Source organism: Plantactinospora sonchi, assembly GCF_036422035.1.
GTDB classification, from domain to species: Bacteria; Actinomycetota; Actinomycetes; order Mycobacteriales; family Micromonosporaceae; genus Plantactinospora; species Plantactinospora sonchi.
In genome coordinates, this window is record NZ_JAZGQK010000012.1 from 422,345 (window position 1) to 446,682 (window position 24,338).

25 protein-coding genes and 1 riboswitch are annotated in these 24,338 nt (G+C 69.9%); of the genes, 16 read left to right on the plus strand and 9 right to left on the minus strand.

What is annotated here, in order from left to right:
• Positions 1-17 precede the first annotated feature (17 nt).
• Positions 18-1,016, plus strand: coding sequence for a cytochrome d ubiquinol oxidase subunit II (gene cydB, locus V1633_RS16050; RefSeq protein WP_331215108.1), 999 nt, complete (start codon positions 18-20; stop codon positions 1,014-1,016).
• Positions 1,017-1,095: 79 nt separating this feature from the next.
• On the opposite strand, the gene V1633_RS16055 is transcribed toward cydB, so the two are convergent.
• Entirely contained in the window at positions 1,096-2,568 is a 1,473-nt protein-coding gene (locus V1633_RS16055; RefSeq protein WP_331215109.1) for a glycine hydroxymethyltransferase, read from the minus strand.
• A 21-nt stretch (positions 2,569-2,589) separates the two neighbouring features.
• Positions 2,590-2,701, minus strand: a riboswitch (ZMP/ZTP riboswitch).
• An 89-nt stretch (positions 2,702-2,790) separates the two neighbouring features.
• A complete protein-coding gene (locus V1633_RS16060) occupies positions 2,791-3,507 on the minus strand; it encodes a hypothetical protein (RefSeq protein WP_331215110.1) in 717 nt (238 codons plus the stop codon).
• 154 nt (positions 3,508-3,661) lie between these two features.
• Here V1633_RS16060 and V1633_RS16065 point away from each other — a divergent pair, with 154 nt between their 5' ends.
• The 4 genes from V1633_RS16065 to V1633_RS16080 all read left to right on the plus strand — a co-directional run bounded on the left by V1633_RS16065 (position 3,662) and on the right by V1633_RS16080 (position 6,067).
• Positions 3,662-4,390 (plus strand): SDR family oxidoreductase, encoded by a 729-nt coding sequence (locus tag V1633_RS16065; RefSeq protein WP_331215111.1) that lies wholly within the window; start codon positions 3,662-3,664, stop codon positions 4,388-4,390.
• 51 nt (positions 4,391-4,441) lie between these two features.
• Positions 4,442-4,999: a DinB family protein gene (locus tag V1633_RS16070; RefSeq protein ID WP_331215112.1), complete on the plus strand. Its 558-nt coding sequence runs from the start codon at positions 4,442-4,444 to the stop codon at positions 4,997-4,999.
• A gap of 166 nt (positions 5,000-5,165) precedes the next feature.
• Positions 5,166-5,651 carry a helix-turn-helix transcriptional regulator gene (locus V1633_RS16075; protein WP_331215113.1) on the plus strand — a complete coding sequence of 162 codons (486 nt, stop codon included), beginning with the start codon at positions 5,166-5,168 and terminating at the stop codon, positions 5,649-5,651.
• A 5-nt stretch (positions 5,652-5,656) separates the two neighbouring features.
• Positions 5,657-6,067, plus strand: a complete 411-nt coding sequence (locus V1633_RS16080) for a VOC family protein (protein WP_331215114.1) — start codon at positions 5,657-5,659, stop codon at positions 6,065-6,067.
• Between the two features lie 72 nt (positions 6,068-6,139).
• Here the strand turns inward: V1633_RS16080 and V1633_RS16085 are convergent, their stop codons facing one another.
• Complete coding sequence (locus tag V1633_RS16085; RefSeq protein ID WP_331215115.1) at positions 6,140-6,559, minus strand: hypothetical protein; 420 nt, start codon at positions 6,557-6,559, stop codon at positions 6,140-6,142.
• Positions 6,560-7,097: 538 nt separating this feature from the next.
• Between V1633_RS16085 and V1633_RS16090 the strand changes: the two genes are divergently transcribed.
• From V1633_RS16090 to cpt, 4 genes are all read left to right on the plus strand, one after another.
• The gene (locus V1633_RS16090) at positions 7,098-7,916 is read left to right on the plus strand and encodes a helix-turn-helix domain-containing protein (RefSeq protein ID WP_331215116.1); all 819 of its coding nucleotides are present in this window, start codon (positions 7,098-7,100) and stop codon (positions 7,914-7,916) included.
• Positions 7,876-8,067 carry a DUF397 domain-containing protein gene (locus V1633_RS16095; protein ID WP_331215217.1) on the plus strand — a complete coding sequence of 64 codons (192 nt, stop codon included), beginning with the start codon at positions 7,876-7,878 and terminating at the stop codon, positions 8,065-8,067. The genes V1633_RS16090 and V1633_RS16095 overlap by 41 nt, the downstream gene beginning before the upstream one ends.
• Positions 8,068-8,238: 171 nt before the next feature.
• Positions 8,239-9,165 carry a hydroxymethylbilane synthase gene (gene hemC / locus V1633_RS16100; RefSeq protein ID WP_331215117.1) on the plus strand — a complete coding sequence of 309 codons (927 nt, stop codon included), beginning with the start codon at positions 8,239-8,241 and terminating at the stop codon, positions 9,163-9,165.
• Positions 9,162-9,677 carry a chloramphenicol phosphotransferase CPT gene (gene cpt, locus V1633_RS16105; protein ID WP_331215118.1) on the plus strand — a complete coding sequence of 172 codons (516 nt, stop codon included), beginning with the start codon at positions 9,162-9,164 and terminating at the stop codon, positions 9,675-9,677. The genes hemC and cpt overlap by 4 nt, the downstream gene beginning before the upstream one ends.
• A gap of 19 nt (positions 9,678-9,696) precedes the next feature.
• Here cpt and V1633_RS16110 read toward each other — a convergent pair whose 3' ends face one another.
• The gene (locus V1633_RS16110; RefSeq protein ID WP_331215119.1) at positions 9,697-10,254 is read right to left on the minus strand and encodes a helix-turn-helix domain-containing protein; all 558 of its coding nucleotides are present in this window, start codon (positions 10,252-10,254) and stop codon (positions 9,697-9,699) included.
• Positions 10,255-10,302: 48 nt separating this feature from the next.
• Here V1633_RS16110 and V1633_RS16115 point away from each other — a divergent pair, with 48 nt between their 5' ends.
• Complete coding sequence (locus tag V1633_RS16115) at positions 10,303-11,088, plus strand: methyltransferase domain-containing protein (RefSeq protein ID WP_331215120.1); 786 nt, start codon at positions 10,303-10,305, stop codon at positions 11,086-11,088.
• Between the two features lie 49 nt (positions 11,089-11,137).
• Positions 11,138-12,334: a WD40 repeat domain-containing protein gene (locus V1633_RS16120; RefSeq protein ID WP_331215121.1), complete on the plus strand. Its 1,197-nt coding sequence runs from the start codon at positions 11,138-11,140 to the stop codon at positions 12,332-12,334.
• A gap of 888 nt (positions 12,335-13,222) precedes the next feature.
• Here the strand turns inward: V1633_RS16120 and V1633_RS16125 are convergent.
• The gene (locus V1633_RS16125; RefSeq protein ID WP_331215122.1) at positions 13,223-14,197 is read right to left on the minus strand and encodes a glycoside hydrolase family 6 protein; all 975 of its coding nucleotides are present in this window, start codon (positions 14,195-14,197) and stop codon (positions 13,223-13,225) included.
• Between the two features lie 631 nt (positions 14,198-14,828).
• Here V1633_RS16125 and V1633_RS16130 point away from each other — a divergent pair.
• Entirely contained in the window at positions 14,829-15,842 is a 1,014-nt protein-coding gene (locus V1633_RS16130) for a LacI family DNA-binding transcriptional regulator (RefSeq protein ID WP_331215218.1), read from the plus strand.
• Positions 15,843-16,360: 518 nt separating this feature from the next.
• On the opposite strand, the gene V1633_RS16135 is transcribed toward V1633_RS16130, so the two are convergent.
• Complete coding sequence (locus V1633_RS16135) at positions 16,361-16,591, minus strand: hypothetical protein (RefSeq protein ID WP_331215123.1); 231 nt, start codon at positions 16,589-16,591, stop codon at positions 16,361-16,363.
• A 46-nt stretch (positions 16,592-16,637) separates the two neighbouring features.
• Here V1633_RS16135 and V1633_RS16140 point away from each other — a divergent pair, with 46 nt between their 5' ends.
• The 4 genes from V1633_RS16140 (at position 16,638) to V1633_RS16155 (ending at position 20,080) form a co-directional block, all read left to right on the plus strand.
• Positions 16,638-16,835 (plus strand): response regulator transcription factor, encoded by a 198-nt coding sequence (locus V1633_RS16140; protein ID WP_331215124.1) that lies wholly within the window; start codon positions 16,638-16,640, stop codon positions 16,833-16,835.
• 172 nt (positions 16,836-17,007) lie between these two features.
• Positions 17,008-17,544, plus strand: coding sequence for a SigE family RNA polymerase sigma factor (locus V1633_RS16145; protein WP_331215125.1), 537 nt, complete (start codon positions 17,008-17,010; stop codon positions 17,542-17,544).
• 1 nt (position 17,545) lies between these two features.
• Complete coding sequence (locus V1633_RS16150; RefSeq protein WP_331215126.1) at positions 17,546-18,910, plus strand: hypothetical protein; 1,365 nt, start codon at positions 17,546-17,548, stop codon at positions 18,908-18,910.
• A gap of 168 nt (positions 18,911-19,078) precedes the next feature.
• Positions 19,079-20,080, plus strand: a complete 1,002-nt coding sequence (locus V1633_RS16155) for a tyrosine-type recombinase/integrase (protein WP_331215127.1) — start codon at positions 19,079-19,081, stop codon at positions 20,078-20,080.
• Positions 20,081-20,096: 16 nt separating this feature from the next.
• Here V1633_RS16155 and V1633_RS16160 read toward each other — a convergent pair whose 3' ends face one another.
• From V1633_RS16160 to def, 3 genes are all read right to left on the minus strand, one after another.
• Complete coding sequence (locus V1633_RS16160) at positions 20,097-22,769, minus strand: Hsp70 family protein (RefSeq protein ID WP_331215128.1); 2,673 nt, start codon at positions 22,767-22,769, stop codon at positions 20,097-20,099.
• An 89-nt stretch (positions 22,770-22,858) separates the two neighbouring features.
• Positions 22,859-23,638: an endonuclease/exonuclease/phosphatase family protein gene (locus V1633_RS16165; protein ID WP_331215129.1), complete on the minus strand. Its 780-nt coding sequence runs from the start codon at positions 23,636-23,638 to the stop codon at positions 22,859-22,861.
• 140 nt (positions 23,639-23,778) lie between these two features.
• A complete protein-coding gene (gene def / locus V1633_RS16170; protein WP_331215130.1) occupies positions 23,779-24,282 on the minus strand; it encodes a peptide deformylase in 504 nt (167 codons plus the stop codon).
• Positions 24,283-24,338 lie beyond the last annotated feature (56 nt).

Sequence of the window (24,338 nt, forward strand, 5' to 3'; positions counted from 1 at the left end):
ACCCACCGGAGACCACCGTGGAGCTGACCACCCTCTGGTTCCTGCTCGTCGCCGTCCTGTTCACCGGCTACTTCATCCTCGAAGGCTTCGACTTCGGTGTCGGCGTCCTGCTTCCCGTCCTCGGTCGCGACGACCGGGAACGCCGGGTCCTGATCAACACCATCGGCCCGGTCTGGGACGGCAACGAGGTCTGGTTGATCACCGCCGCCGGCGCTCTCTTCGCCGCCTTCCCCGGCTGGTACGCCACCCTCTTCTCCGGCTTCTACCTGCCGATGCTGCTCATCCTGCTCGCCCTGATCTTCCGGGGCGTCGCCTTCGAATACCGGCACAAGCGCCCCGACGCGGCCTGGAAGACCCGCTGGGACACCGCGATCTTCGTCGGCTCCCTGATCCCCGCCGTGCTGTGGGGGATCATCTTCGCCAACATCCTGCGCGGCGTACCACTGAACGCCCACCACGACTACACCGGCGGGCTCGGCGACCTGTTCAGCCCGTACGCCCTGCTCGGTGGCCTGACCACCGGGGCGCTGTTCACCACCCACGGCGCGGTCTTCCTCGCCCTGAAGACCACCGGCGACGTCCGGGCCCGGGCCGGCCGGCTCGCCGCCCGCCTCACCCCTGCCACCGCCGGTGTCACCGCCGCCTTCCTGGCCACCACCCTCGCCGTCCGGCACACCCCGGCGGCCGTCGCGCTCGCGGTCGCCGCCGCACCCGCGCTCGCCGCCGCGGTCGCCGCGACCCGGGTACGCCGGGAGGGCTGGGCCTTCGCCGGCACCGCCGCCGCGATCGGGCTGACCGTGGCGACCCTGTTCGCCGCCCTCTTCCCGAACGTGCTGCCGTCGACGGGCGACCCGGCCGGCACGCTCACCGTCACCAACGCCGCCTCCGCCGGCTACACCCTGAAGATCATGAGCTGGATCGCGGTCTTCTTCACCCCGGTCGTGCTTCTCTACCAGGGCTGGACCTACTGGGTGTTCCGCAAGCGGATCGGGGTGGCCAACATCCCGCCGCACTGACCGGGCGGCGAACCCGAACCGGGCGCCCGCCGCACGACCCGACGCCGTCGGTGCGTGCGGCGGGTACGCCCGCCTCCGGTCAGCCCAGATCCACCGACGGATACAACGGATGCCGGCCCAGCAGATCCGCCACCCGGCCCGCCACCCGCTCGACCACACCCGCGTCGACCACGTACCGCGCCTTCGACACCCCACCGTCCGGTCCGGCACCCGGCCGGGTCGCCGACAACACCACATGCAGCAGATCCGCGACCTCGTCCATCTCCGCCACCCCGAGACCCCGGGTCGTCAGCGCCGGAGTGCCGAGCCGGATCCCGGACGTGTACCAGGCCCCGTTCGGGTCCCGCGGCACCGCGTTGCGGTTCGTCACGATTCCCGCGTCCAGCAGCGCCGCCTCCGCCTGCCGACCCGTCAGGCCGTACCCCGACACGTCGACCAGCAGCAGGTGGTTGTCCGTGCCACCGGTCACCAGCGTCGCACCGCGCCGCAGTAGACCCTCGGCCAACGTCGCCGCGTTCTCCACCACCCGTCGCGCGTACCCCTGGAAGTCCGGCCGCCGCGCCTCCGCCAGCGCCACCGCCTTCGCCGCCATCACGTGCGGCAGCGGGCCACCCAGCACCATCGGGCAACCCCGGTCCACCTGCTCGGCCAACCCCGGACCGCAGAGCACCATCCCACCGCGCGGCCCCCGCAGCGACTTGTGCGTCGTCGTGGTCACGATGTGCGCGTACGGCACCGGGTCGAAGTCGCCGGTGAACACCTTCCCGGCCACCAGACCCGCGAAGTGCGCCATGTCCACCATGAACGTCGCACCGACCTCGTCGGCGATCTCCCGCATGATCCGGAAATTCACCCGACGCGGGTACGCCGAGTAGCCCGCCACCAGGATCAGCGGCCGGAACTCCCGGGCCACCCGCCGCACCTCGTCGTAGTCGAGCAGCCCGGTCACCGGATCGGTGCCGTAACTACGCTGGTCGAACATCTTCCCGGAGATGTTCGGCCGGAACCCGTGCGTCAGATGCCCACCCGCGTCCAGCGACATCCCCAGCATCCGCTGGTTGCCGAACGCCCGCCGCAGCGCCGCCCAGTCCGCCTCGGACAGGTCGTTCACCTGCCGCACCCCGGCGTCGCGCAGCGCCGGCACCTCCACCCGGTCGGCCAGCACCGCCCAGAACGCCACCAGGTTCGCGTCGATCCCCGAATGCGGCTGCACGTACGCGTGCGCCGACCCGAACAACTCCCGGGCATGCTCCGCCGCGATCGACTCCACCGTGTCGACGTTGCGGCAGCCGGCGTAGAACCGCCGCCCGACCGCACCCTCGGCGTACTTGTCACTGAACCAGTTGCCCATAGCCAGCAGCACCGCCGGCGACGCGTAGTTCTCACTCGCGATCAACTTCAGCGACTCACGCTGGTCCGCGAGTTCCGTACCGATCGCCTCGGCGATCCGCGGCTCCACCTGACGTACCACGTCCAGGGCCGAACGGAACGCCACCGACTCCGTGGTGAGCGGAGCGGAGTCCACGCTGAATTCGGAAACAGAGCTGGCCATGAAACCTCCCGGGCCGAAAGAGGAATTGGCCCAGGCGCACGGCACACGTCAGACGACGGGACCATTCCCGACGGCGACGGGGCCGCTTCCCGATGGTTGACCCCATCCCAGCACGCCAGTCACGGCCCGAGGCCGAGCCTACCAATCCGACCCGGCCCCAACCATCCACGACACCGGCACGTCACCCGACAACCACACCCCGGGCGGACGGCGCCTGCGACCTCACCCCGCGTCGCGTAACTCCGCCAACCGCGCCTCGATCTCCGCCAACTCGGCCCGCAACTTCTCCGCCTGCTGCTCGGCCTCCCGCCGCTCCACCGACAGGATCTGCTCCACCGCCTCCTGCACCCCCGGAACGTCGATCAACGCCACCATCCGCAGCGCCTCCGCCGGCTTGATCACGTACGGCTTCGCCAACGCCTTCGTCCCCTGCGACGCCGCCAGCGTCCACTCGCCGTCCGCGTACGCCAACGTCACCGTCAACCCCGCCGGACCCTTCGCCGGCCGGGCCGCCTTCGCCGCCCGTTTCGCCGGCTTCGCCTCGGCCTCCGCCGCAACCGCCGGAGCACTCTCCACTGTCGTCACTCTCGCCTCCTCGCGCGGCGCCGGAACCGGCTCCCGCACAATCTTGAACTCCGGTTCCGGAACCGGCTCCACCACCGTCTCCGGCTCCGGCCTCACCCGTCGCGTCGCACCCTTCGGTGCCACCGCCAGATCAGCGGGGGAGAAGGGCAACTCGTCCCGGCCGAACCGGACCACCACCCACTCCTCGGACACCTGCGGATCGGTCAACTCGACCACCTGACCGAGCTGACCCGCGATCTGGCCCGCCGACTCGGTGAACATCACCTTCGGCTTACGACCGTTCGCCAACGCGTCCCTGATCTGCTGCAACTCCTCGGTGGACAAGCCCTGCTCGGCGGTACCCGCGGCAGTCATCAGATCCCTCTTCCGTACACCTGTTTGATTCCTGCCTTACTACCAGTCCGACCCGACAACGTCGAGACGGACACACCGACGAAGATCACACATTCGCCACCGCCCAACCGGCCCACCGGCTGACAGGATCGTGGGCGACCGAAGGGGGAGAGGCATGAACCCGCTCACCGTGGTGACCGGCGGCAGCCGGGGAATCGGCGCCGCCACCGTACGCCAACTCGCCGCCGCCGGACACGACGTCGTCTTCTGCTACCAACGCGACTCCGCCGCCGCCGACGCCGTGCTGCGCGACGTGCACGCCGCCGGCCGACAGGGCCGCGCGGTACGCGCCGACACCACCGACCCCGAGCAGGTCGCACGGCTGTTCGACACCGCCGCCGAACTGGGGGAGCCGACCGGCCTGGTCAACAACGCCGGCACCACCAGCCCGATCGGCCCGTTCACCGACCTCACCCTGGCCGACCTGCGCCGCGTCGTCGACGTCAACCTCATCGGCTACGTACTCTGCGCCCAGCAGGCCGCCCGACGATTCGCCTCCGGCGGCGCCATCGTCAACGTCTCCTCGGCCGCCGCCACCCTCGGCAGCCCCGGCGAGTACGTCCACTACGCCGCCGTCAAGGCCGCCACCGACACCCTCACCGTCGGCCTCGCCAAGGAACTCGGCCCGCGGAACATCCGGGTCAACGCCGTCTCGCCCGGCATCATCGACACTGAGATCCACACCGTCTCCGGCCTACCCGACCGGGCCGCCCAGGTCGGCGCACAGACACCACTGGGCCGCCCCGGACAGCCCGACGAGGTCGCCGCCGCGATCGTCTGGCTGCTCAGCGACGCCGCCTCCTACACCAGCGGCGCCGTACTCCGGGTCGCCGGCGGCCGGTGACGGCGTCCGCGAGGGACGCAGCCAGGTGTCCGTTGTCTGTAGTGTGCGGAAATGACGAGAAGTGAGCGGCTCGCGGAGCAGCTGGACCGGCACTGGCGCAAGAACCTGCGGCCACGGCTGGACGGTCTCACCGATGAGGAGTACTTCTGGGAGCCGGTGCGCGACTGCTGGAGCATCCGCCCACGTGGCACGTCTGCCGCACCGACGTCGGCAGGTTCGGGAGAGTGGACGGTGGACTCCGCGTCCCCTGACCCGGCGCCGGCGCCGGTGACCACGATTGCCTGGCGGCTGGCACACATCATCGTCTCGTGCCTGGGCTATCGGGTCGGATGGCACTTCGGCGGCCAGGACGTCGACTTCCAGACATTCACCTACGCGGGGACCGCTGACGAGGCGCTCAAACAGCTCGATGAGATGTACGGGAGATGGAACGCGGGAGTCCGCGAACTCTCGGACGCTGAACTGGAGAATCCACCCACGGTGGGTCCCGAGCGGTTCCCCATGGAGGGCATCGTCCTGCACGTCAACAGGGAGCTGATCCATCACGGCGCCGAGATTTCCCTGCTGCGCGACCTCTACCGCTGGCAGGACGGAACCGTACCGCGCTGACCATTGCCTCGACCGCTGGTCGAGCAGTACGGCCAGCGCCGAACTGGCGGCCCTCGAAACATCGAAGCCCTCGGCTGATACGACGGACGCGCGGGCTTCACACCGGGAAGATCGCGGGTCGAGGACCCGCCGAGACCGCCAGCGGAGTAGCCGACGACGCTGGGCGATGTCGGTCCCAGCTGGCACCATCGGGTGGGTGACCAGCAGTTCCGCCGAAGCCCAGCACCTGCGCGACCTGGCCCGGCTGCGCCGCGTCCGGGACCGGATCGACCGCGAGTACGCCCAGCCGCTCAACGTCGAGGCGCTCGCCCGCGGCGCGAACATGTCCGCCGGGCACCTCAGCCGCCAGTTCCGGGCCGCGTACGGCGAGTCCCCGTACGCCTATCTGATGACCCGACGGATCGAACGCGCGATGGCCCTGCTGCGCCGTGACGACCTCAGCGTCACCGAAGTCTGTTTCGCGGTCGGCTGCTCGTCGTTGGGCACCTTCAGCACCCGCTTCACCGAACTGGTCGGGATGTCCCCGAGCGCCTACCGTGCCCGGGTCCGGGCCGCCCGGGTGACCGCCGAGATGCCGTCCTGCCTGGCGAAGCAGGTGACCAGACCGATCAGGAATCAAGAAGCGGGAGTCCGCTGGCCGCAACTAGCGTGACCTGCATGGACATCACCATTCACTACGCCTTCCTGCCGCACACCGACCCGGACGCCACCCTGGCCTTCTACCGCGACACCCTCGGCTTCGAGGTCCGCAACGACGTCGGATTCGAGGGCATGCGGTGGATCACCGTCGGCCCGCCGAACCAGCCCGGCACGTCGATCGTCCTGCATCCGCCGGCCGCCGACCCCGGCATCACCGACGACGAGCGCCGCACCATCCTCGAACTGATGGCCAAGGGCAGCTACGGCGCCCTCACCCTGGCCAGCAAGGATCTCGACGCGGTCTTCGACCGGCTGCAGGCCGGCGGCGCCGAGGTCGTCCAGGAGCCGACCGAGCAGCCGTACGGCGTCCGCGACTGCGCCTTCCGTGACCCGGCCGGCAACCTGCTCCGGATCAACGAACTCCGCTGACTCTCACGTCGGTCGACCCGTCGGCAGTCGACGGGCGGCCCGCGTGGCATGGGGCCGGTGCGGACGGCAGACCTACGGGCCGCTGTTCGTATCCGGCCTCGTGGTGCTTCCAGTCGGACCGGTGTTTCCGGCCGGGCCGACCGCCGGGTGGCCGGCGGCGAAGCGGCGGGCCAGGGCGCCGACGACGAGACGGCGCTCCGGTACCCAGCCGAGGAACCGGGCGTGCAGGGCAGCCGGATCCGGCCCCGGGTTCGGGTGCAGTCTGTACAGGTCCTCGGTCGCTTCGTAGAGACAGATCCCCAGGTAGACGAAGAGCGCCAGCGGGTCGAGCCGGAACTGCGCCGGCAGCAACGTCCTGGCCGTACGGCACGGCCAGTCGTCGTGGCAGTCGCGGCACGTCCACCGGGGCCGCTGCGGTACGTGTTCCCGGTCCGGGTCGTCGAGTCGCCTCAGGTTCCGCGTCACCACCACGCCCATCTCAGCGCTCGACACCGACTCGGGCCTGTTGGGCGGGGGTGAGCCGGCCGGCCCGTCCGACCCGGTGCCCGAATCCGGTCGGGCCGTCCCACGCCGGTCGTTGGTTGCGGGGTCTGGTCGTGCTCTGCCATGTCGTGCGTTGGTTGGGTGATCCGGTCGGGGCGGGGTCGAACGGCATGGGTACGACGGGTATCGCGTCGGGACAGGTCCAGCGGAATCCGCACCAGCAGTAGAGCCAGAGCCGTCGCCAGCTTCGGTGGTGTCTTCTCATGTCGCCGCCTCAGACAGGTTCGCCGAATGTGGGGGAGACGGGGACCACCCACGCCCGTACAGGCGTCACCGGTGGGTGGTCCCCGCCGACGGAGTAACGGCCCACGGGGAAACGCGAGGGGAACGTTTTTCCCGGCGGGTTGAGCCGCACCAACTCCGTCGATATCCACCCTGGACTGTCGCCTGTGGGTAACGGAAGATGAGCGGAGAGCACTAACGCTGGATACTCTGCCCGGAGGCGAATCACCCCGGGGACACGGAGCCTTATACGGAGGCGATAAAGGTGAGTAACCTTCCGGTCAGACTCAAGGAGCTACGCGCGGACCGGGGGATCACCCAGGATCAGATAGCCGAGGCGGTGCAGGTCAGCAAGTCGTTGATAGCGGCCTTCGAAACCGCCCGGCTCATTCCGAAAGACGACACCGCTGCGGCCATCGACGCTTTCCTCGGCACCGGGGACGAGATCCAGGAGCTGTCCGCCGAGGCCAGAAAGAACCGCAGGCCCGCTCCGAGCTGGTTCCGGCCCTGGCAGGACGTGGAGGAGACGGCGGTGATTCTCCGCTATTTCCAGGCGACCCTGATTCCCGGTCTGTTGCAGACCGAGGCCTACGCCCGGGCGGTCTTCGCCAGCACCGGCATGCTCAGCGACGACGAGGTGGCGGGCCGGGTCGCCAACCGGATGGAGCGGCAGGCCGCCATCCTCGACCGGGAGGACCGCCCTTCCTGCGCGTTCATCATCGACGCCGCCGCGCTCCGGTGCGGCCCGCCCGAGATCGCCAAGGACCAACTGCTGCACCTGGCCGACACCAGCGCCCGGTCGAACATTTTTGTCCACGTCGTGCCCGACTCCGCCGGGCTGCACGCCGGCCGCAGCGGATCCTTCACCCTGGCAACCCAGGACGGCGGCGGCACCGTCGGCCTGCTGGACGACTTCTACGAGGACCGGGTGGTCACGGATCCGGCTCGGGTGACCGGCCTGGAGCGGACGTGGCAGGCTATAACTGCGGTCGCCCTCCCGTGTGACCAGTCGCGGAATCTGATCCTGAGGTTGGTGAATGACCATGACGACCCAGCGGCCGAGCTGGCGCAAGGCCAGCCGTAGCGGCCAGAACGGCGGAAACTGCGTCGAGGTGGCCGACAACCTTCCGGGCCGGGTGCTGGTCCGGGACAGCAAGGACCAGAGTGGGCCGGTGCTGACCTTCGCCCCGTCCGCCTGGCAGGGCTTCGTCACCCTGGCCAAGCAGCACGGCTGACCCGCCACCCCGTACGACACGAAGCCCCGACCCTGGGCAGCAGACCCGGGACGGGGCTTCGTCGTGAGAAACGGCAGCTACCCGGCGAGGCTGAGATTTCCCGTCCGCGGAGTTTCGGCGGCATCCGGGCCGCCCGTCGGCATCCGTGCCTGGCGGACTACCCTCGCCGGTATGTCCGACTCCCGGCTGCTGCGCATCGGTACCCGCAACTCCCCGATGGCGCTGGCTCAGGTCGAGCGGGTCCGGGCGATGCTCGCCGACCGGCATCCCGACGTCACCGTGGAGGTGACGTCGATGTCCACCAGTGGGGACCGCTGGCAAGGCGACCTGGCCGCGCTGGGCGGCAAGGGGGCGTTCACCAAGGAGGTCGACGCCGCCCTGCTCGCCGGGGACGTCGACCTGGTCGTGCACTGCGTCAAGGACGTACCCGGGGACCGGCCGGCCCCAGCCGGGACGGTGATGGCCGCCTACCTGGCCCGCGACGACGTCCGGGACTGCCTCGTACACCCGGTCGGCCTGCGGATCGAACAACTGCCCGCCGGTACCCGGATCGGCACCTCCGCGGTGCGACGGGTGGCGCAGCTGGCTCTGCACTGGCCGCACCTGGCGCCGGTGGCCATCCGCGGCAACGCGAACAGCCGGCTGGCCAAACTCGACACCGGCGACCAGTACGACGCGCTGCTGCTCGCGGTCTCCGGGCTGCGGCGGATCGGGCAGGCCGCCCGGATCACCCATCCGATCGACGTCGACACGATGGTCCCCGCTGTCGGCTCCGGCACCCTGGTCCTGCAATGCCGGGAAGACGACACCAGCACCCGTGACCTGGCCGCCAGCCTCAACGATCCGCGAGCCCAGCAGGAGACCATGGCCGAACGGACCATGCTGCACATCCTGCAAGGCAACTGCCGTTCCCCGATCGCCGCGCTCGCACGCACCGAGCCTGACGGACGTCTCGGCCTGCGGGCCCGGGTGATCAGCCTTGACGGCAAGACCGTGCTCGACGTGCACGAGTGGGCGGCGGATCCGATCACCCTGGGGACCTCCGTTGCCGCGGCCCTGCTCCGGCAGGGCGCCCGTGACCTGCTCGAGCACCCATGACAACGCAGGTCATCGTCCTCAACGGCGGCTCCAGCTCGGGCAAGTCGGGCATCGTCCGCTGCCTCAAACACCTGCTGCCGAAGCCGTGGATCAACCTCGGCGTCGACGACCTCGTCGACCGGCTGCCACCGGCGATGGTGACGTTCGGGCCGGACGGTGAGGTCATCCTCGGCGAGGGCTTCGACGCCGTGCAGCATGCCTGGACGGCTGGCGTCGCCGCGATGGCGAGGGCCGGGGCGTACGTCATCGTCGACGACGTCTTCCTCGGCGGCGCCGTCTCCCAGGAACGTCTTCGCCGGTACCTGGACGGTCTCACCGTGTTGTGGGTCGGGGTGCGCTGCGCCCCGGACATCGCGGCGGGCCGGGAGATCGCCAGAGGTGACCGGGTGGTCGGGATGGCGGCGTCGCAGGCCGACATCGTGCACCAGGGGGTCGTCTACGACGTCGAGGTGGACACCGGACACACCGAATCACTGGACTGCGCGCGGGTGATCGCCGCACACGTGAACTGATCCGGCACCCGCAACCGGGTCAGCGCTCCGGGTCGAGGCGGCTGCGTCCGCCCTCGTGGTCGAGGATGCAGAGGACCTCGGCCGGGCCGCCGTACGCGCCGAACGCGTGCGGGACCATGTTGGAGAATTCGGCCGCCTCGTTCGTGCCGACCAGGATCGTACGCTCGCCGAGCCGCAGCTCGATCGTGCCGGAGAGCACGGTGAACCAGTCGCGCCCCGGATGCACCCGCAGGTCCTCTGGCACCGTGCGGGTGACCCGCAGCTTGGCGACGGTCTGGTTGCTGTCCCGGGACAGCAACCAGGTGGTGATGCCGCGCTGCTCGTCGCAGTGCGGACGGATCACCACGTCGTCGTCGGCGTCGGACTCGACCAGCTGGTCGAGCGTGGTTCCCAGCACCCGGGCGATCGTCACCATCTGGTCCAGGGCGATCCGCCGGTGCCCGGTCTCGATCCGGCTGAGCGTGGAGGGGCTGATCAGGCAGCGGCGCGCCAGTTCGTCCAGCGACCAGCCACGGGCGATCCGCAGGCCACGGATCCGCTGCCGGACCACCGCCTCCACATCATCGTCTTGCTTCATACGCAAGATGCTATGCCATACAGGCAACGCACGGCTACCGTTGCGGCCATGACACACGACCACATGATCGAACTGCTGGACCTGGACGCCGAAGTCCTGCACGACTACTTCCACGACCTGATCAGCTGGGTCGGCCGCGAAGCCCCCGACCACCCCCACATCGTCGACCTCGGGGCCGGCAGCGGCACCGCTTCCCTCGCCCTCGCCCGCGAACTGCCCGACTCCAGAATCACCGCCGTCGACATGTCCCCGGACATGCTGACCCACCTCCGCGACCGGGCCGACGCCGCCGGACTCGGCAACCGGATCCGTACCCTCGAAGCCGACCTCGACCAGCCCTGGCCCGACCTCGGACCCACCCACGTGATCTGGGCCGCCGCCTCGATGCACCACCTGGCCGACCCCGCGAAAGCGCTCGCCTCGGCGTACGCCGCACTACGGCCCGGGGGGCTACTGGTGATCGCCGAACTCGACTCGTTCCCACGCTTCCTCGCCGACACCCCGGACGAGGACGTCGAATCGCGCGGCCACACCGAATCGGCGAAACGCCGACACGAGGCCGGCATGCACATGCACGAGAACTGGGGTGACCGGATGCGCCAGACCGGATTCACCTCGGTGACCGAACGACACTTCGACATCAACCTCCGACCACCGCTGCCCGCCGCCGCCACGCGGTACGCCGAGGTCTCCCTCAGCCGGATGCGGCACAGCCTGGAGGAGCGACTGTCCCCGGCCGACCTCGCCGCCCTGGACAACATCGTCGCCGGCCTGGCCGGCCGCGACGACCTCAGCGTCCGCACCGAACGGACCGTCTGGCTGGCCCGCCGCTGACCCCACCCGACCCCCTCGGCGGAACACCACCCACCGGTACGGTGTGCCGGTGCGAATCTCGGCGCGGACCCGTACCGGAGTCACCGTGGAGCGGCTGCTCTGCCACCCCCGCCTACCGCTGGTGGCCGGCTGGGACGCCGACCGTCCGGTGATCCGGATCTGGGAGCACGCGGACGGGCAGGTACGTGAACTCGGCACCGTCGGCACGGACCCGGCCGGCTACGGCGACGCCATCGGCTACGACCGGTTCGCCCGGACACCCTCCGCCGCCTGGCACCCCCACGAGCCGCTGCTGGTGGTGGCGGACGGCAACAACGCAGCAAGGTGGACCCCCTCCGGCACCTCCACGATCGACGGAGTCCCGCCAATCAGGTACCACCGGAACGTGGCGTTCAGTCCGGACGGCCGGACGCTCTGGCTGTCGCCCGCCGAGGGGGAGGACGGCTGGGAAAGCTCCATCACGCTCGACCTCACCTCTGGAACAACCGCCACCGGCCCACGCTGGGACACCGGGATCGCGGCGCACCCGGGCGGCGGCCTCGTGGCCACCCTCCAAAGCGATCAAGGTGCCACGCTGGTGCTGTTCTCACGAGACACCGCACCCGTACTGCGGCCGCTGCGCCGAGCGCTGATCCTCGACTGCGACGGCTACGAGACCCCGACCTTCAGCCCCGACGGGCGACACCTGGCCGTACGGGGCAATGCCTACGACCACTCGCTGGAGGTGTTCGAGTTCCCCTCGCTGCGCCGCGTCCTCGGCCTGACGCTCGGACAGCCGAGCCCGGGATACCCGTACCCGCAGGAATGGCTCGACGAAGTCGCCGCCTGGTCCCGCCACAACGTCGCGTTCGGACCGTCGCCCGACGTCCTCTGGATCGGGACACCGAACGGTGTCGTCATCGAGTTGGGCGTGGACGGGACGCGGATATCCGAGCACGAGGTGCTGCCCGGATCGGCGGTGACCGCGCTCGCGGCCACCGCCACCGGTGAACTCCTTGTCGCGGGCCGCGACGGCGTGCTTCTGCTGCTGACGGTGGGCAAGTCCGAACCGGTCGAGGCGTCCAGGGCGGCGGTGACCGAGTTCCTTGCCGGCACCTCCGAAGCCACGGTCATCGACATGGATCTGCTCGACCTCACCGACGGGACGCGGACCTGGCAGCCGGGCGACCTGGAGACGGTCACCGAGGACTCCGAGAATGACCCGTCCTGGCTACGGATCCAGGCCGCCATGAACAGGCTCACCTGAGTCTGGAACCACCCGGGCAGGGGCGGCGACGAGGCGGGGTGCCACAACCGCCCGAAGCCGACCGTGCGGCTTTCGGAACGCGGGGGAGCGGCGGCCTCCCGCCGGCGAAAACAGGTGGACCCGGCGACAGGCACTCACCTACCGTGACCCCATCCCAACGTGAGGACCGCCCCGCATGACGCCGCCTGCTCTCTGAACCTGACATCTTCCCTGCGCATCGGTCGCCGACGTCCGCCGTCGGCTCTTTTCCCATGTCTTCCGTCAGGTCCTGAGAGAGAGCATGTCTTCACGTCCTCATATCGTGCCGCCCTGGACGCCGCGGCGCGTCCGCCTGCCGCTACTCACCCTGAACTGCGCGGCCTGCCGTTCCAGCCGCGCCACCAGCGGCGACGGCAGGTTCGGCGTCAACGTCAACGGCAGGCTTCTCGACGTCCGGTTCCTGGTCGGCCGCGTTCCGTGCGACCACACCAGCAAGTTCACCGCACACGACCGCGTCCCGGCCCGCTCCCTCGCCCCTGCCAGCCGCAACGTGATCGTCAGTCAGGAACTCCATCGGCGCCGACGAACAACGTACGGCCTCAAACGCGCCTTGCGCAGGCTCGCGTTCAGCGCCAATCCCCGTACCGTTCTTCCTCGACCCCCGTGGCGTCGGCGTTAGGCGGTACACCGAGGTCATGAGTCGGGTGCGCCACACCCCGTCCCCTCTCGGCCGCCATCGCACAACCTGCCCTCGTGCCCCCCCCCCGGGGGGGGGGCGCGCACGAGGGCGAGGCACCCGGTCGTCGGACCGGTGAGTCGGTCCGTCAGTTCCTCTTGCGGAAGGGGCATTCGCTGCGTGTCTGCCGCTGGGGAACCGGCTTGTCAGGTGATCGTCGTACGCCACCCGGTTCAGTATCCGAAGATCATTTTATAGGCCACCTCGGGCAGGAACTGCCCGGCGGTGGACCCGGCCCCGACCCCGCAGTTGCCGTCGGACTCTCCCGGCGTCTTGAGCCACAGCAGCATCTCGGCACCGCCTCCGAGCTGGGTCGGGGTACCGATTCTGCGGCCGGCCGGGTTGCACCACTGACCGTTCGAGCCGTTGCGGTTGCGGCTGGTGTCGATCACGTAGGGCTTGGTGTATCCGAAGTCGCTACGCAGCGCGGAGGCAACCGTGTTGCCGTAGTTGGTGTTCTCGCCGGTGGTGAAGTAGTTGGATACGTTGAGCGCGAAGCCGTGGGCGTTGGCGACACCGGCCCTGTTGAGGCGCTGTGCCATCGTCCGGGCGTCGACCCAGCCGGGATTGCCGGCGTCGAGGTAGGCCCATGTGTTGGGCGCTTTGGATCGGAACTGGTTGGCGGCGCGGGAGAGCATGCCGACGCGGTCGTTGATCTGCGCCTGGCTCATGCAGTTGAAGTCGCCCAGTGAGTCTGGTTCGAGGACCACCACGGCGGGCCGGTTGCCGATAGCGCTGGCGAAGGCTGCGATCCATGCGTCGTAGGCGCCGACGCTTCCGGCACCCCCACCGGAGTGTCCACCGCAGGCGTCTCTGCCGGGAAGGTTGTAGGCCACGAGCAGGGGGAGTTTGTCGACGGCGTCCGCGGCTGCGACGTAGTTGCCGACCGCAGCGGTGATGTCGCCACTCCAGTTGCCGAACCAGGAGGCCATCGGTTTTTGGGCGATCTCGGTTCTGATCGCATTGGCGCGTCCGTCGCCAGGGTTGGCGGCGACCCATGACGCGGGGCTGGATTGGGGATTGACGTAGAAGCCGCTGGTCTGGCTGATCGGATCGGCGTAGGCCGCCGACGAACCGAACAGGATCGTCGGCACCGCCACCGCCAGCGCGGCGGTGAGCGTGAGCAGCGGACGGGCGGGTCTTTTCATCGCGATTCTCCTAGGGCGTTGGGAAGCGGATCGACATGAACTGGTGCTGAGGGCCTGGACCTGCGGTTCCTCCAACCTCGGGACCGCCGACGACGGTGACGTGGTGGTCAGGACACGTTCACCTCCTCCGCTGCCTACCGCGTCGCCACCAGGCGCCCGGCGAGGGGAAGCGCTCTGGATGGCCGGATCCCGAAGCTGGCGGATCGGCCTCCACCTGTCTGATCACCGCGTTGGGGTCGGTGCTCTGTGACGTCCCGCGTTGAGCCGCTCGTGACTCCTGCGGGCCTGAATCTTGATCCATCCAGGAAGCGCTTCCAGCGTGGATTCATCCATGACTGTCGATCCAGTGTTGGACATTTGACCAGCAGAAGTCAAGGTTGCCCCCCAGGTCCGAGGTGCGACGCTCAGACTCTCGCGCGGGCAACACTGGAAGCGCTTCCAGGTCGGGCCCCCGATTCACGCCAGCAGCGTCAGACTCGACGTGATCGTGTCGACCCTGATCGTCGAAGGCCGATACCATCGACCGGCGACGTCAGCACCGCCGGTAGCCGGGCTGGCGCCGACCGAGCCACGCCAGCTGCCCCCGTCGCCGACCTGTCCCGACGTCAGGAAGGAAGGACGCGGCATCAAGATGGAAACAGGCACAACGCGACGCCAGCCCACACTCGACGAGGTGGCCGCGCGCGCCGGTGTGTCACGCTCTGCCGCGTCTCGGGTCCTCAACAAGGCGCCACACGTCAGTCGCGCCACGCGCGACGCCGTCGAAAAGGCCATCAAGGAGCTGGGGTACCTGCCCAACCGCACTGCCCGTGCCCTGGCCACCCAGCAGACCGGAATCGTCGCCCTCGCCATCTCCCACGACGATCCTGAACTGTTCGCCGATCCGTTCTTCGGTCAGGTCATCGTCGGTGTCTCCTCGGCGCTCGAGAACACCGACCTACACCTGTTGTTGTGTCTGGCCAGCCCAGGTCGGGGCCGGTCCCGACTCACGAACCTGCTGAACACGCGGGGCGTCGACGGCATCATGTTGATGGCGTTACGCGGGGACGACCCACTGACCCACATCGTGCACCGCGCCGGCCTGCCGGCCGTGTACGGCGGTCGGCCACTGCATTTCAAGCCGCAGTGGTATGTCGACTCCGACAACCTCGGTGGGGCGCGGCTCGCTACCGAGCATCTCATCAGCCTCGGCCGAACCCGTATCGTCACCGTCACCGGCGAGCTGAGCACCGAGGTCGGCGCAGCCCGCTACCGCGGCTACCGTGAAGCGATGATCATGGCCGGTCTGACTCCGTACGCCATGGCGAAAGGTGACTTCACCGAGGCCAGCGGCACCGCAGCGATGAGAACGCTGCTCGACGACCACCCAGATCTGGATGCTGTTTTCGCGGCCAGCGACAACATGGCGGCCGGAGCCCTGCGCGTGCTGAGCGAGTCCGGTCGGTCCGTACCGGCGGACGTGGCGGTCGTGGGCTTCGACGATCTGGCAATAGCCGAACGAACCGATCCGCCGTTGACCACGGTTCACCAACCGGTCCAGTCCCTCGGGAAGGAGATGACCCGGGTACTCATCGAATTGATCGCGGGCCGGGAAACCGCCTCCCTCATCCTTCCTACGAGACTGGTACGGCGCGACTCCGCATGATCGGGTCACTGCATGCCTGAACTGCGCAGAGTCGTTGCACGGCAACAAAAGCAAGCATCACCTTCGGCGCGAGCGTGCGTCCGACAAGCTGAACGACGTGACGGCGGCAGTTGAGTGTGCCGGCCGTCCTGTGGTGAGAGCCGACCGCTGTCACAGCCGCTGAGCAGGGCAGGGGACAGCCTCAGGCCGTGACCGTCCGCCACGACGGCCAACCCCGCGGCCCGGTGTGCACCCACGCGGCGGGCACGATCCGATCCCGGCCGGGCTGAGCACGTCCCGGCCGAACCGTTCGCCGACGGCGCCACCGTCGCGTGACGCCCCAACAACACCGCTGGTGGTTCAGGCCGTGACACCACGTCGGTCTCCGCCGAGCAGTCAATCCGTCGGTGCCGGAGCGCGCCGAAATCACGAGCCGATAATCAACATTATGTAAACCTGACACATCTCGCGGGCGAACGTACGGGCGACCGCAGCCGCACCCCCCAGAGGCGGACGTCAGGACGCGCGGCCGACCTGGCTCACCGGAACACGCGTACGGCGACCACCACGAGACACGCCAGCGTCCCCACCGCCAACAGCAGCGTGAAGGCCGGATAGAGATGGACGGTCTGCAACCACGAGATGTCGCGGCCCCGGTACAGGAAGCGGACCACCCGGTCGAGCGTCAGCGCCAGCGTCCTGATCGACGCGATCCAGACCGTCGCCGCCGGCGAAGCGCTGCTCGCTCCGAGCGTCACCCGACGGCTCATCGCCGCCTCCCTCCACCGGACCGCGCCCCGACGTTCGCTGGACGGCGTGACTCCGCGCGAACGCGACGTCCTCACACTGATCACCCGCGGACTGTCCAACGCCGAGATCGAGGCGGTGCTGCACGTCAGCCGCGGCACGCTCAAGACCCACATCGGGAACCTGCTCACGAAGCTGGCCGCCCGCGACCGTGCCCAGCTGGTGATCGCTGGATACGAAGCCGGTCTGGCCGAACCGTCCGGATGAGGCAGCGGAGCCGCTCGGCGGGTCCGTCCCGCAGCGCCGCACAGACGCAACGCCGCCAGGCTGACGCCCGCGTACCGCCGGCCCGATCCCGCGAAGAGTCCGACCGGCCGCAACCTTGTCAGCCGTGCCGGTGTCATCTGCGGTGACAACCTGCTGACGAAAGCGAGGCGCGATGGGGGCACCGCCCACAGACTTCGAGGAGTTCGTGAGCACCCGCTCACAAACCCTGCTACGAATCGCCTACCTGCTCTGCGGTGGCGACCGGGGCGCCGCCGAGGACCTCCTGCAGGACGTCCTCGAACGCATGTACCCGCGATGGCGGCGGATCAAAGGCCAACCCGAGGCGTATGCCAGGGCCGCCCTGGCCAACGGCGCCGCGAACCGGTGGCGGCGCAAGGCCCGCCGGGTGCGCGAGGCCCCGCTGGACGCCGCCGCCTACGAAGGCATCGCCAGCCCGGAAAGCGCGGTCGCCGACCGTGACCTTGTCGTCCGGGCACTCGCGGCACTGCCGGCCAAGACCCGTGCCGTACTCGTCCTGCGCTTCTTCGACGACCTCACCGAGGCGCAGACGGCCGAGGTACTCGGCTGCAGCGTGGGAACGGTCAAGAGCCAGACGTCGCGCGGGATCGGGAAGCTCCGAGAGCTACTCGGTCAGGAAGACGAACACAAAAGCCCGCGCATGGTCCTGCGCGCCGCTCAGGGAGGATGACATGTCCATGGACACCGACAGGCTCGGCCTGGCGATGCGCGAGGCCACCGATGACCTCGACCTCGAACCGGGCTTCACCGACCGGGTGGTACGCGGCGGGCGTCGTCGCACCACACACCGGCGGATCCGACTCGTGGCCGCAGCGACCGCGATGGTGGCGCTGGCCGGTGTCGGTGCCGTCACGACCCTGCCTGACCGGGCCGCCAACCAGGTCGCCGGGCAGTCCTCCGACCAGCGGCTGGCTCGGCCGACCGGGGGTGACCTCGCCGAGGACCAGCAGTTCCTCGACCAGGCCACGAAGGCGTGGAAGGAGGGAGTCCACAACTCGCACAACGCCGAACGCGGGATCTTCGACGACCTGCGCGGCGAGCCGCACGTCTACTGGGCGGGTACCACACCGGCCGGCCCCGCCGCGGTGGTGCTGCAGCGGGCGTTCCTGCACCCGAGTGCAGGGCTGGCCGAGGACGAGGGGAATCAGTGGCAGACGTTGGTCGGTCTGGTGGCGGTCGACCCTGACGACGGGAAGCTGAAGCTGGTCGGTGACCAGTACCAGGCGAACGGCGACCCGGCGCCGGGACACTTCCAATTCGGTCCGGGGAACCGCACCGTGCTTGTCGTCGACCGTGATTCGCCGCTGTACTTCTCGGCGAAACCCCTGTTCCAACCCGACGGCAAGGTCGTCCGGGACTGGCAGCCGATGACCGTGACGGACGGAGTCGCGGTGACCCAGGTACCGGAAGACACGGCGAGCAGCGGTGTCCGGGTGCTCGCCCGTGCCACTCGGCCCGCGCCGGGCGACATGAGCCCCGACGGGCTGCTCCAGCTCGATCCCGCCAGCGACTACCCCGCCGGCGGCTCGCTGCCCACCTTCGACAACCGCCGCCTGCCATGGCCGGTCACCGCCGCCGGAGCCACCCCTTCGCCGGGCGCTGGCGGTGACCGGGTCATCCGGGTCGGGGCCAACCCCACCGTGCCCGGCGACGTCATCAACTCCCTGGGCCCGTTGCTGACCGGTCGAGGATTTGTCGACCTCGGCATCCGGTTCGCCGCACCTGGTTCGTGGAGTGTGGCCGCCGGGCTGCCGGACGGCAGGACCGCGCTCGTCGGCGAGTACCAGCAGGAGAACAACGCCAGCAAGCTCTACGCGGTGCTGGTCGACCGCGCGGGGCAGGTTCAGGACGTACGGTACGGCGGCCCGATCGACCCCGCCGCGCCGCTGCCGGTGGCGATCCGCATGCCCGACGGGCAGGGCTGGGTCGTTGCCGCCCACGGGACACACCTCCGGTACCGGAGCGCGCCCGACGGGCGTTCAGTCGGTGGTGCCGCACGTGTGCGAACAGTTCCTCGCGCCGGAAACCCTCGGTGATGGCGTCGAAGTTTCTCGTTGCCGGCCCCTCGGCCCGTACCCGCTGGCGCGCTCCCCTCCTCGGTTCCGTCTGGTGGGGTCCGATGGTGGTACGCCGTGACACGACGGCAGAACGAAGAAAATGATCTTGGTCTGGCGTGGATCGATAAATCATGCATAATATTCGTTATGCATGACAAAAAGGACTTCTTGCTACTCCCCCTCATCGAGGAGTTCCTGGTCTCCCGGGCCACCCGCAAGCCCTCCCCGCACACCCTGGCCGCGTACCGGCGGGACCTGCTGGCTGTCGCACGGTTGGTCGCCGAGGATCCGACCACTCCCCTCCCCCTGGCCGCCCTGCCGCTCGACGCGCTGACCCCCCGCTCGCTGCGTTCCGCCTTCGCCCGTTTCGCGGCCGACCGGGCCGCCGCCTCCGTGTACCGGGCCTGGTCCACCTGGAACGGCTTCTTCGGCTTCCTGGTCGCCGACGGCGTCGTGCCGGGCAACCCGATGCCCGCCGTCGACAAGCCGGTCGTCCCTCCCCCACCGCCGAAGCCGCTGCGGGGCGAACGGACCCCGGAGGAGCTGCTCGACGCGGTGGTCCGGTCCGACCGGCGGCAGCGTGATCCGTGGCCGGAGCGGGATGTGGCGGTGTTGGCGCTGGCGCTCTGCGCGGGACTGCGCCTGGCCGAGATGTTGGCGTTGCGGGTCGGTTCGTTGGCCGGTCGTGCCGGTGAGCGCCGGGTGGACGTGGCCGGCAAGGGTGGCCGGGCCCGGACGATCCCGATCGAGCCGGAGCTCGACGGGGTGATCGTGGCGTATCTGGAGAGTCGGCGTCGTCGCTTCGGTGCCCGTACGGTGCGGCCGGATTCGGCGCTGCTGGTCGACCGGTACGGCGATCCGTTGCGGCGCGGCGGTCTGCAGTATCTGGTGCGGTCGTGTTACCGGCGGGCGGGCATCCTGGATCGGGTGCCGCGGGGTGCGCAGTTGCACGCGTTGCGGCACACCTTCGCGACCCGGTTGGCCGAGGACGGGGCGAGCGCCTCGGAGATCATGCGGTTGCTGGGGCACGCGAGTCTGGCGACGAGTCAGAACTACATCGAGGTGACCGCGGCGCAGCAGCGGGCGGCGGTGCGGGCGAACCGTACCAACCGGGCGTTGGGTCGGTTGTTGGCGACGGGTGGTGGTTGACCGTCGGGTGTGGCCGTCAGTTGGTTCGGGTGACCGTGACGACGAGGGTGCGGCGGTCGGCGGTGACGACGCCGACCAGGTCGCCGTTGATCGCGACCCGTCGGGGTCGCTCGGCGCCGACCTCGACGGGTCCGGTACGGGTGGTGCTGTTCATGGCTTCGATGTGGATCCGCCAGGTGACGGGGTTTCCGGGTGCGACGGTGCTGAGCACCATCCAGTCGTCGGCGGTGGCCAGGACGGTGGAGTGTTCGGGGAGTTCGCGGCGGGGTTGGCCGTCGGTGGTGGCGCGCAGTTGTGGGTCGTTGACCGGGTCGAAGGTGGCGCGGCCGGTGACGATGGTGCCGCCGTGGACGTACCAGTTGGTGTCTGAGTTCTCGGTTTCGTGTTGCCAGACGCGGTCGCCGGTCTCGGTGTTGAGGGCGAGGACGGTGTAGCGGGCGTCGCTGTTGCCGATGGTGGTGCAGATGAGTTGTGGGCCGCAGGGTTTGAGGTGTTCGAGGCGTTCGTTCGCGCCGAGTCGGACGGTCCAGGCGGGGCGGAGGGTGGTCGCGTCGTAGGCGGTGAGGATGTGGCGCTGGGTGGTGTGTCGGCCGATGATCTTTCCGGCGTACGCGGTCCAGAGCTCGTCGTCGAGGGGTAGGGCGCCGCTGCGTCGTGGTTTTCCGGTGTCGGCGTCGAGGACGTGGCCCCGGCCGTTGGTGGTGTCGAGTTCGACGATGGTGGGGGCGGCGACGGTCGCGTCGGTGAGGGTGCCGTCGGTGGCGGGCAGGGTGCCACTGTCGGTGGGGTCGGTGGTGGGCCACTGGCGCATGGGTTCGGCCCGGTGTTCGTCGGTGACGAGCAGGTCGGGTTCCCCGCGTCGGTTCCACTTCTCTTTGCCGGTGCGCAGGTCGACGCGGAGGATGGCCAGGCTGTCGGAGTCGCCGCGGATCTCGACGATGGCGTCGGTGCCGTAGTAGGCGATGTCGGTGCGGTCGTCGGGCCATTCGTGTTGCCAGCGCAGGGTGCCGTCGGTGGCGGAGATGACGGCGCGGATGTTGTCGCCGTCGTGGGTGACGGTGTCGTGGGCGTCGATGACGATCAGGTCGGCGAGGGCGGTGAGGCGGAGGGTTTCGGGTTCGATTTTGAGGGTGGTTTTCCAGCGGGGGGTGGTGCTGCCGGCGGGTAGGGAGATGATCTCGGTGCTGCCGGCGCCGGTGGCGGCGGAGATGACGTGGCGGTCGTCGGTGACGACGACGTCGGTGTCGCCGGTGCGGGGGTTCGGTGCGGTGGCGACCTGGGTGGTGGTGGCGCCGATGGCTTTGTCGTCGTTGGTGCCGAGGGTGCCCAGGGTGCCGAGGTTGTCGAGGGCGCGGGTCAGCCAGCGGGTGCCGATGGTGGCGGTGCCGACGCAGGCGGCGACGGTGAGCAGGGCGGTGGCGGTGAGCAGGGCGCGGCGTAGTGGGCGACGGCGGTGTGGGGTGGGTTGGGGGTGGCCGCTCGGTGGCGGTGGGGTGGGTCGGGTGTGGGTGGGTGGGGTCGTCGGGTGTGGACGGTGGACCGGTGGCGGGGCGGGTGTGGTCGGCGTGTGCGGGGTGGTCGTACCGGTTTGGCGTGGCGGGGTGGGCTGGGGCTGCGGGGCGGCGGTGTGCTGGATGGCGCCGTAGGCGACTGGGAGTTCGGGTTGTTCCGGGACGGTGGGGGCGACGCCGAGGCGGGCGTGCAGACGGTTGGCGACCAGGGGCGTACGGCTTGCTCCGCCGACGAGCAGGAGTGCGGTGAGCTGTGCCGGTGTGACGTCGGCGCGTTGGAGTACGCGGCGGGTCTCGTCGACGGCGCGGGCGATGAGGGGGCCGGCGACGGCGTCGAGTTCGTGGCGGGTGAGGTGCAGGGGGTTGTCGAGGCCGGGGATGTGGACCGGGGCGGTGGTGGTCCGGGAGAGCATTTCCTTGGCGGCGCGGACCTCGGTCCAGAGGGTCTGCCGGTCGCGGCGTTGGGTGGGGGTGTCGGGGTGGGTGAGGCGGTGCCAGAGTGCGGGGTCGTCGCGTCGGACGAGGTGGCCGAGGTGGGTGACGAGGGCGGCGTCGATGTCGAGTCCGCCGAGGTCGTCGAGTCCGCCGGTGGCGAGTACCTGGGGGCCGTGGGGGTGGTGGCGGATGACGGTGATGTCGAGGGTGCCGCCGCCGAGGTCGAAGACGGCGAGGGTGCCGTCGGGTGGTGTCTGGTGGCCGAGGAGTTGGTCGAGGTGGGTGGCGGCGGCGACGGGTTCGTCGAGGAGGTGGACGGGGCCGAGGCCGGCGTGGGTGGCGGCGGCGTGCAGCAGGGCGCGGCGGGGTTGTCCCCAGTCCGCGGGGCAGGTGAGGACGGTGGCGGCGGTGGGGTCGATGCCGGCGGTGCGGGCTTCGTCGGCGACGCGGCGCAGGGTGGCGGCGAGGAGGTGTTCGACGGCTATCTCGTGGGTGCCGAGCAGGACTGTGCCGTCGTCGATGCGGCGTTTGGGGTGTGGTTCGTAGCGTTGCGGGTCGGTGGCGCCGAGGCGTTGGGCGTCGGTGCCGGTGTGGAGGGTGCCGGTCGGGTCGGCGTGGACGGCGGAGCTGAGCAGGGGTGAGCCGTCGAAGAGGAGGGTGCGGGGTGGTTGGTCGGTGCGGCGGATGACGGCGACGGTGTGGGTGGTGCCGAGATCGATCGCGAGCCGGGTGGGCTGGTCCATGGTCACCTCCGCCGGGACGGCGTCGGGGGTGGCGCCGTGCCGCGTGCGGGATGGTAGCCAGTGGTGGGGTGGTGCGGGGTGTGGGGGTGTCAGGCGAGGTCGACGACGAGGGGTCGGTGGTCGGAGATGGTGGCGGCGGGGGTGTTGATGGCGGTGACGGCGGGCAGGGGGTGGCTGTCGCGGGGGTCGGCGAGGATGTGGTCGAGTTGCACCCGGGGTTGTTTCGCGGGGTAGGTGGGGCGGTGGGCGAGGGATCGCCAGCCGGAGACGAGGGTGGCGAGGCCGGCGGGGAGGTTGAGGTCGCCGAGGAGGATGCGGGGTGGGGGCAGGGTGCGGAGGGCGCGGACGACCTGGCGGAGTTGTCGGATGTTCCAGCCGGGTACGAAGGAGAGGTGGGTGGCGGCGGCGGTGATGGGGCCGTAGGGGGTGTCGAGTTCGGCGGCGAGGACGACTCGGGGTTCGTCGCGGAGCAGGACGATGCCGCCGCCGGGTCCGGGGACGATGACGGGTGAGCGTACGGGGAGGGCGGTGAGTCGGATGACCTGCCAGGCCCGGACGGGGTAGCGGCTGATGAGGCCGATGCCGTAGAGGGGTTCGCCGTGTCCGTCGTCGTCGTGGGTGAGGGGGCGGAACTGTTCGCCGGGGGTGCCGACGACGGCGGCGGCGAATCGGTGGGCGGGGGCGTTCATGGCTTGGGCGGCGATGGTGGTGAGGTCGAGGTGGTTGCTGCGGGACTGGTCGCGGTCGACTTCCTGCAGGGCGAGTACGTCGGCGTTGAGGGCGGCGACGGTGGCGGCGAGTCGGGTTTCGTCGACGAGGCCGTCGTGTGGGGATCTGCCGTGGAGCAGGTTGAAGGTTGCCAGGCGCACCTCTGCACCTTACGGCGCGGCGTGCGACAGTTTCGCGGTGATCTTCAAAGCGTTGTTGTGTTCGGCGGTGTTGTTCGTGGGGCTGGGGTTGGTGGGGCTGTGGGTGCGGTCGTGGCGGGGGCGGTGAGGGTGGATGGTGGTCACCGGTCGGGGGTGGCGAAGCGGCCGGCGCGGATTTCGCGGAGGGCTTGTCGGCGGGTGTCGCCGCGGAGGGTGTCGACGTAGAGCTGCCCGTTGAGGTGGCCGGTTTCGTGTTGGAGGGCGCGGGCGAGGAAGCCGGTGCCGGTGATGGTGATGGGTTCGCCGTGTTGGTCGTAGCCGTGGGCGGTGGCGTGCAGGGCGCGGGGGGTCGGGAAGTAGAGGCCGGGGATGGAGAGGCAGCCTTCGTCGTCGAGTTGGGTCTCGGTGGAGAGTTCGAGGGTGGGGTTGATGAGGTGGCCGCGGTGGCCGTCGGCGTCGTAGACGAAGACCTGGGCGCTGATGCCGATCTGGGGTGCGGCGACTCCGGCGCGGCCGGGGGCGCCGAGGAGGGTGTCCATCAGGTCGGTGACCAGGGCGCGTAGTTCGGCGTCGTAGGTGGTGACGGGTTCGCAGGGGGTGCGGAGTACGGGGTCTCCGATGATCCGGATGGGCCGCATTGTCATGGGCGGAACCTTATCGGTTCGTTACTGGTGTGGTGTGGGGGTCGGCCAGCACGCTT

What these genes read in the sequence shown, in the direction of transcription:
- V1633_RS16055 (WP_331215109.1), bottom strand. Translation starts at nt 2,568, where the DNA reads ATGGCCAGCTCTGTTTCCGAATTCAGCGTGGACTCCGCTCCGCTCACC.
- V1633_RS16060 (WP_331215110.1), bottom strand. Translation starts at nt 3,507, where the DNA reads ATGACTGCCGCGGGTACCGCCGAGCAGGGCTTGTCCACCGAGGAGTTG.
- V1633_RS16065 (WP_331215111.1), top strand. Translation starts at nt 3,662, where the DNA reads ATGAACCCGCTCACCGTGGTGACCGGCGGCAGCCGGGGAATCGGCGCC.
- V1633_RS16070 (WP_331215112.1), top strand. Translation starts at nt 4,442, where the DNA reads ATGACGAGAAGTGAGCGGCTCGCGGAGCAGCTGGACCGGCACTGGCGC.
- V1633_RS16075 (WP_331215113.1), top strand. Translation starts at nt 5,166, where the DNA reads ATGTCGGTCCCAGCTGGCACCATCGGGTGGGTGACCAGCAGTTCCGCC.
- V1633_RS16080 (WP_331215114.1), top strand. Translation starts at nt 5,657, where the DNA reads ATGGACATCACCATTCACTACGCCTTCCTGCCGCACACCGACCCGGAC.
- V1633_RS16095 (WP_331215217.1), top strand. Translation starts at nt 7,876, where the DNA reads ATGACGACCCAGCGGCCGAGCTGGCGCAAGGCCAGCCGTAGCGGCCAG.
- hemC (WP_331215117.1), top strand. Translation starts at nt 8,239, where the DNA reads ATGTCCGACTCCCGGCTGCTGCGCATCGGTACCCGCAACTCCCCGATG.
- cpt (WP_331215118.1), top strand. Translation starts at nt 9,162, where the DNA reads ATGACAACGCAGGTCATCGTCCTCAACGGCGGCTCCAGCTCGGGCAAG.
- V1633_RS16110 (WP_331215119.1), bottom strand. Translation starts at nt 10,254, where the DNA reads ATGAAGCAAGACGATGATGTGGAGGCGGTGGTCCGGCAGCGGATCCGT.
- V1633_RS16115 (WP_331215120.1), top strand. Translation starts at nt 10,303, where the DNA reads ATGACACACGACCACATGATCGAACTGCTGGACCTGGACGCCGAAGTC.
- V1633_RS16125 (WP_331215122.1), bottom strand. Translation starts at nt 14,197, where the DNA reads ATGAAAAGACCCGCCCGTCCGCTGCTCACGCTCACCGCCGCGCTGGCG.
- V1633_RS16130 (WP_331215218.1), top strand. Translation starts at nt 14,829, where the DNA reads ATGGAAACAGGCACAACGCGACGCCAGCCCACACTCGACGAGGTGGCC.
- V1633_RS16135 (WP_331215123.1), bottom strand. Translation starts at nt 16,591, where the DNA reads ATGAGCCGTCGGGTGACGCTCGGAGCGAGCAGCGCTTCGCCGGCGGCG.
- V1633_RS16145 (WP_331215125.1), top strand. Translation starts at nt 17,008, where the DNA reads ATGGGGGCACCGCCCACAGACTTCGAGGAGTTCGTGAGCACCCGCTCA.
- V1633_RS16150 (WP_331215126.1), top strand. Translation starts at nt 17,546, where the DNA reads ATGTCCATGGACACCGACAGGCTCGGCCTGGCGATGCGCGAGGCCACC.
- V1633_RS16155 (WP_331215127.1), top strand. Translation starts at nt 19,079, where the DNA reads ATGCATGACAAAAAGGACTTCTTGCTACTCCCCCTCATCGAGGAGTTC.
- V1633_RS16160 (WP_331215128.1), bottom strand. Translation starts at nt 22,769, where the DNA reads ATGGACCAGCCCACCCGGCTCGCGATCGATCTCGGCACCACCCACACC.
- def (WP_331215130.1), bottom strand. Translation starts at nt 24,282, where the DNA reads ATGACAATGCGGCCCATCCGGATCATCGGAGACCCCGTACTCCGCACC.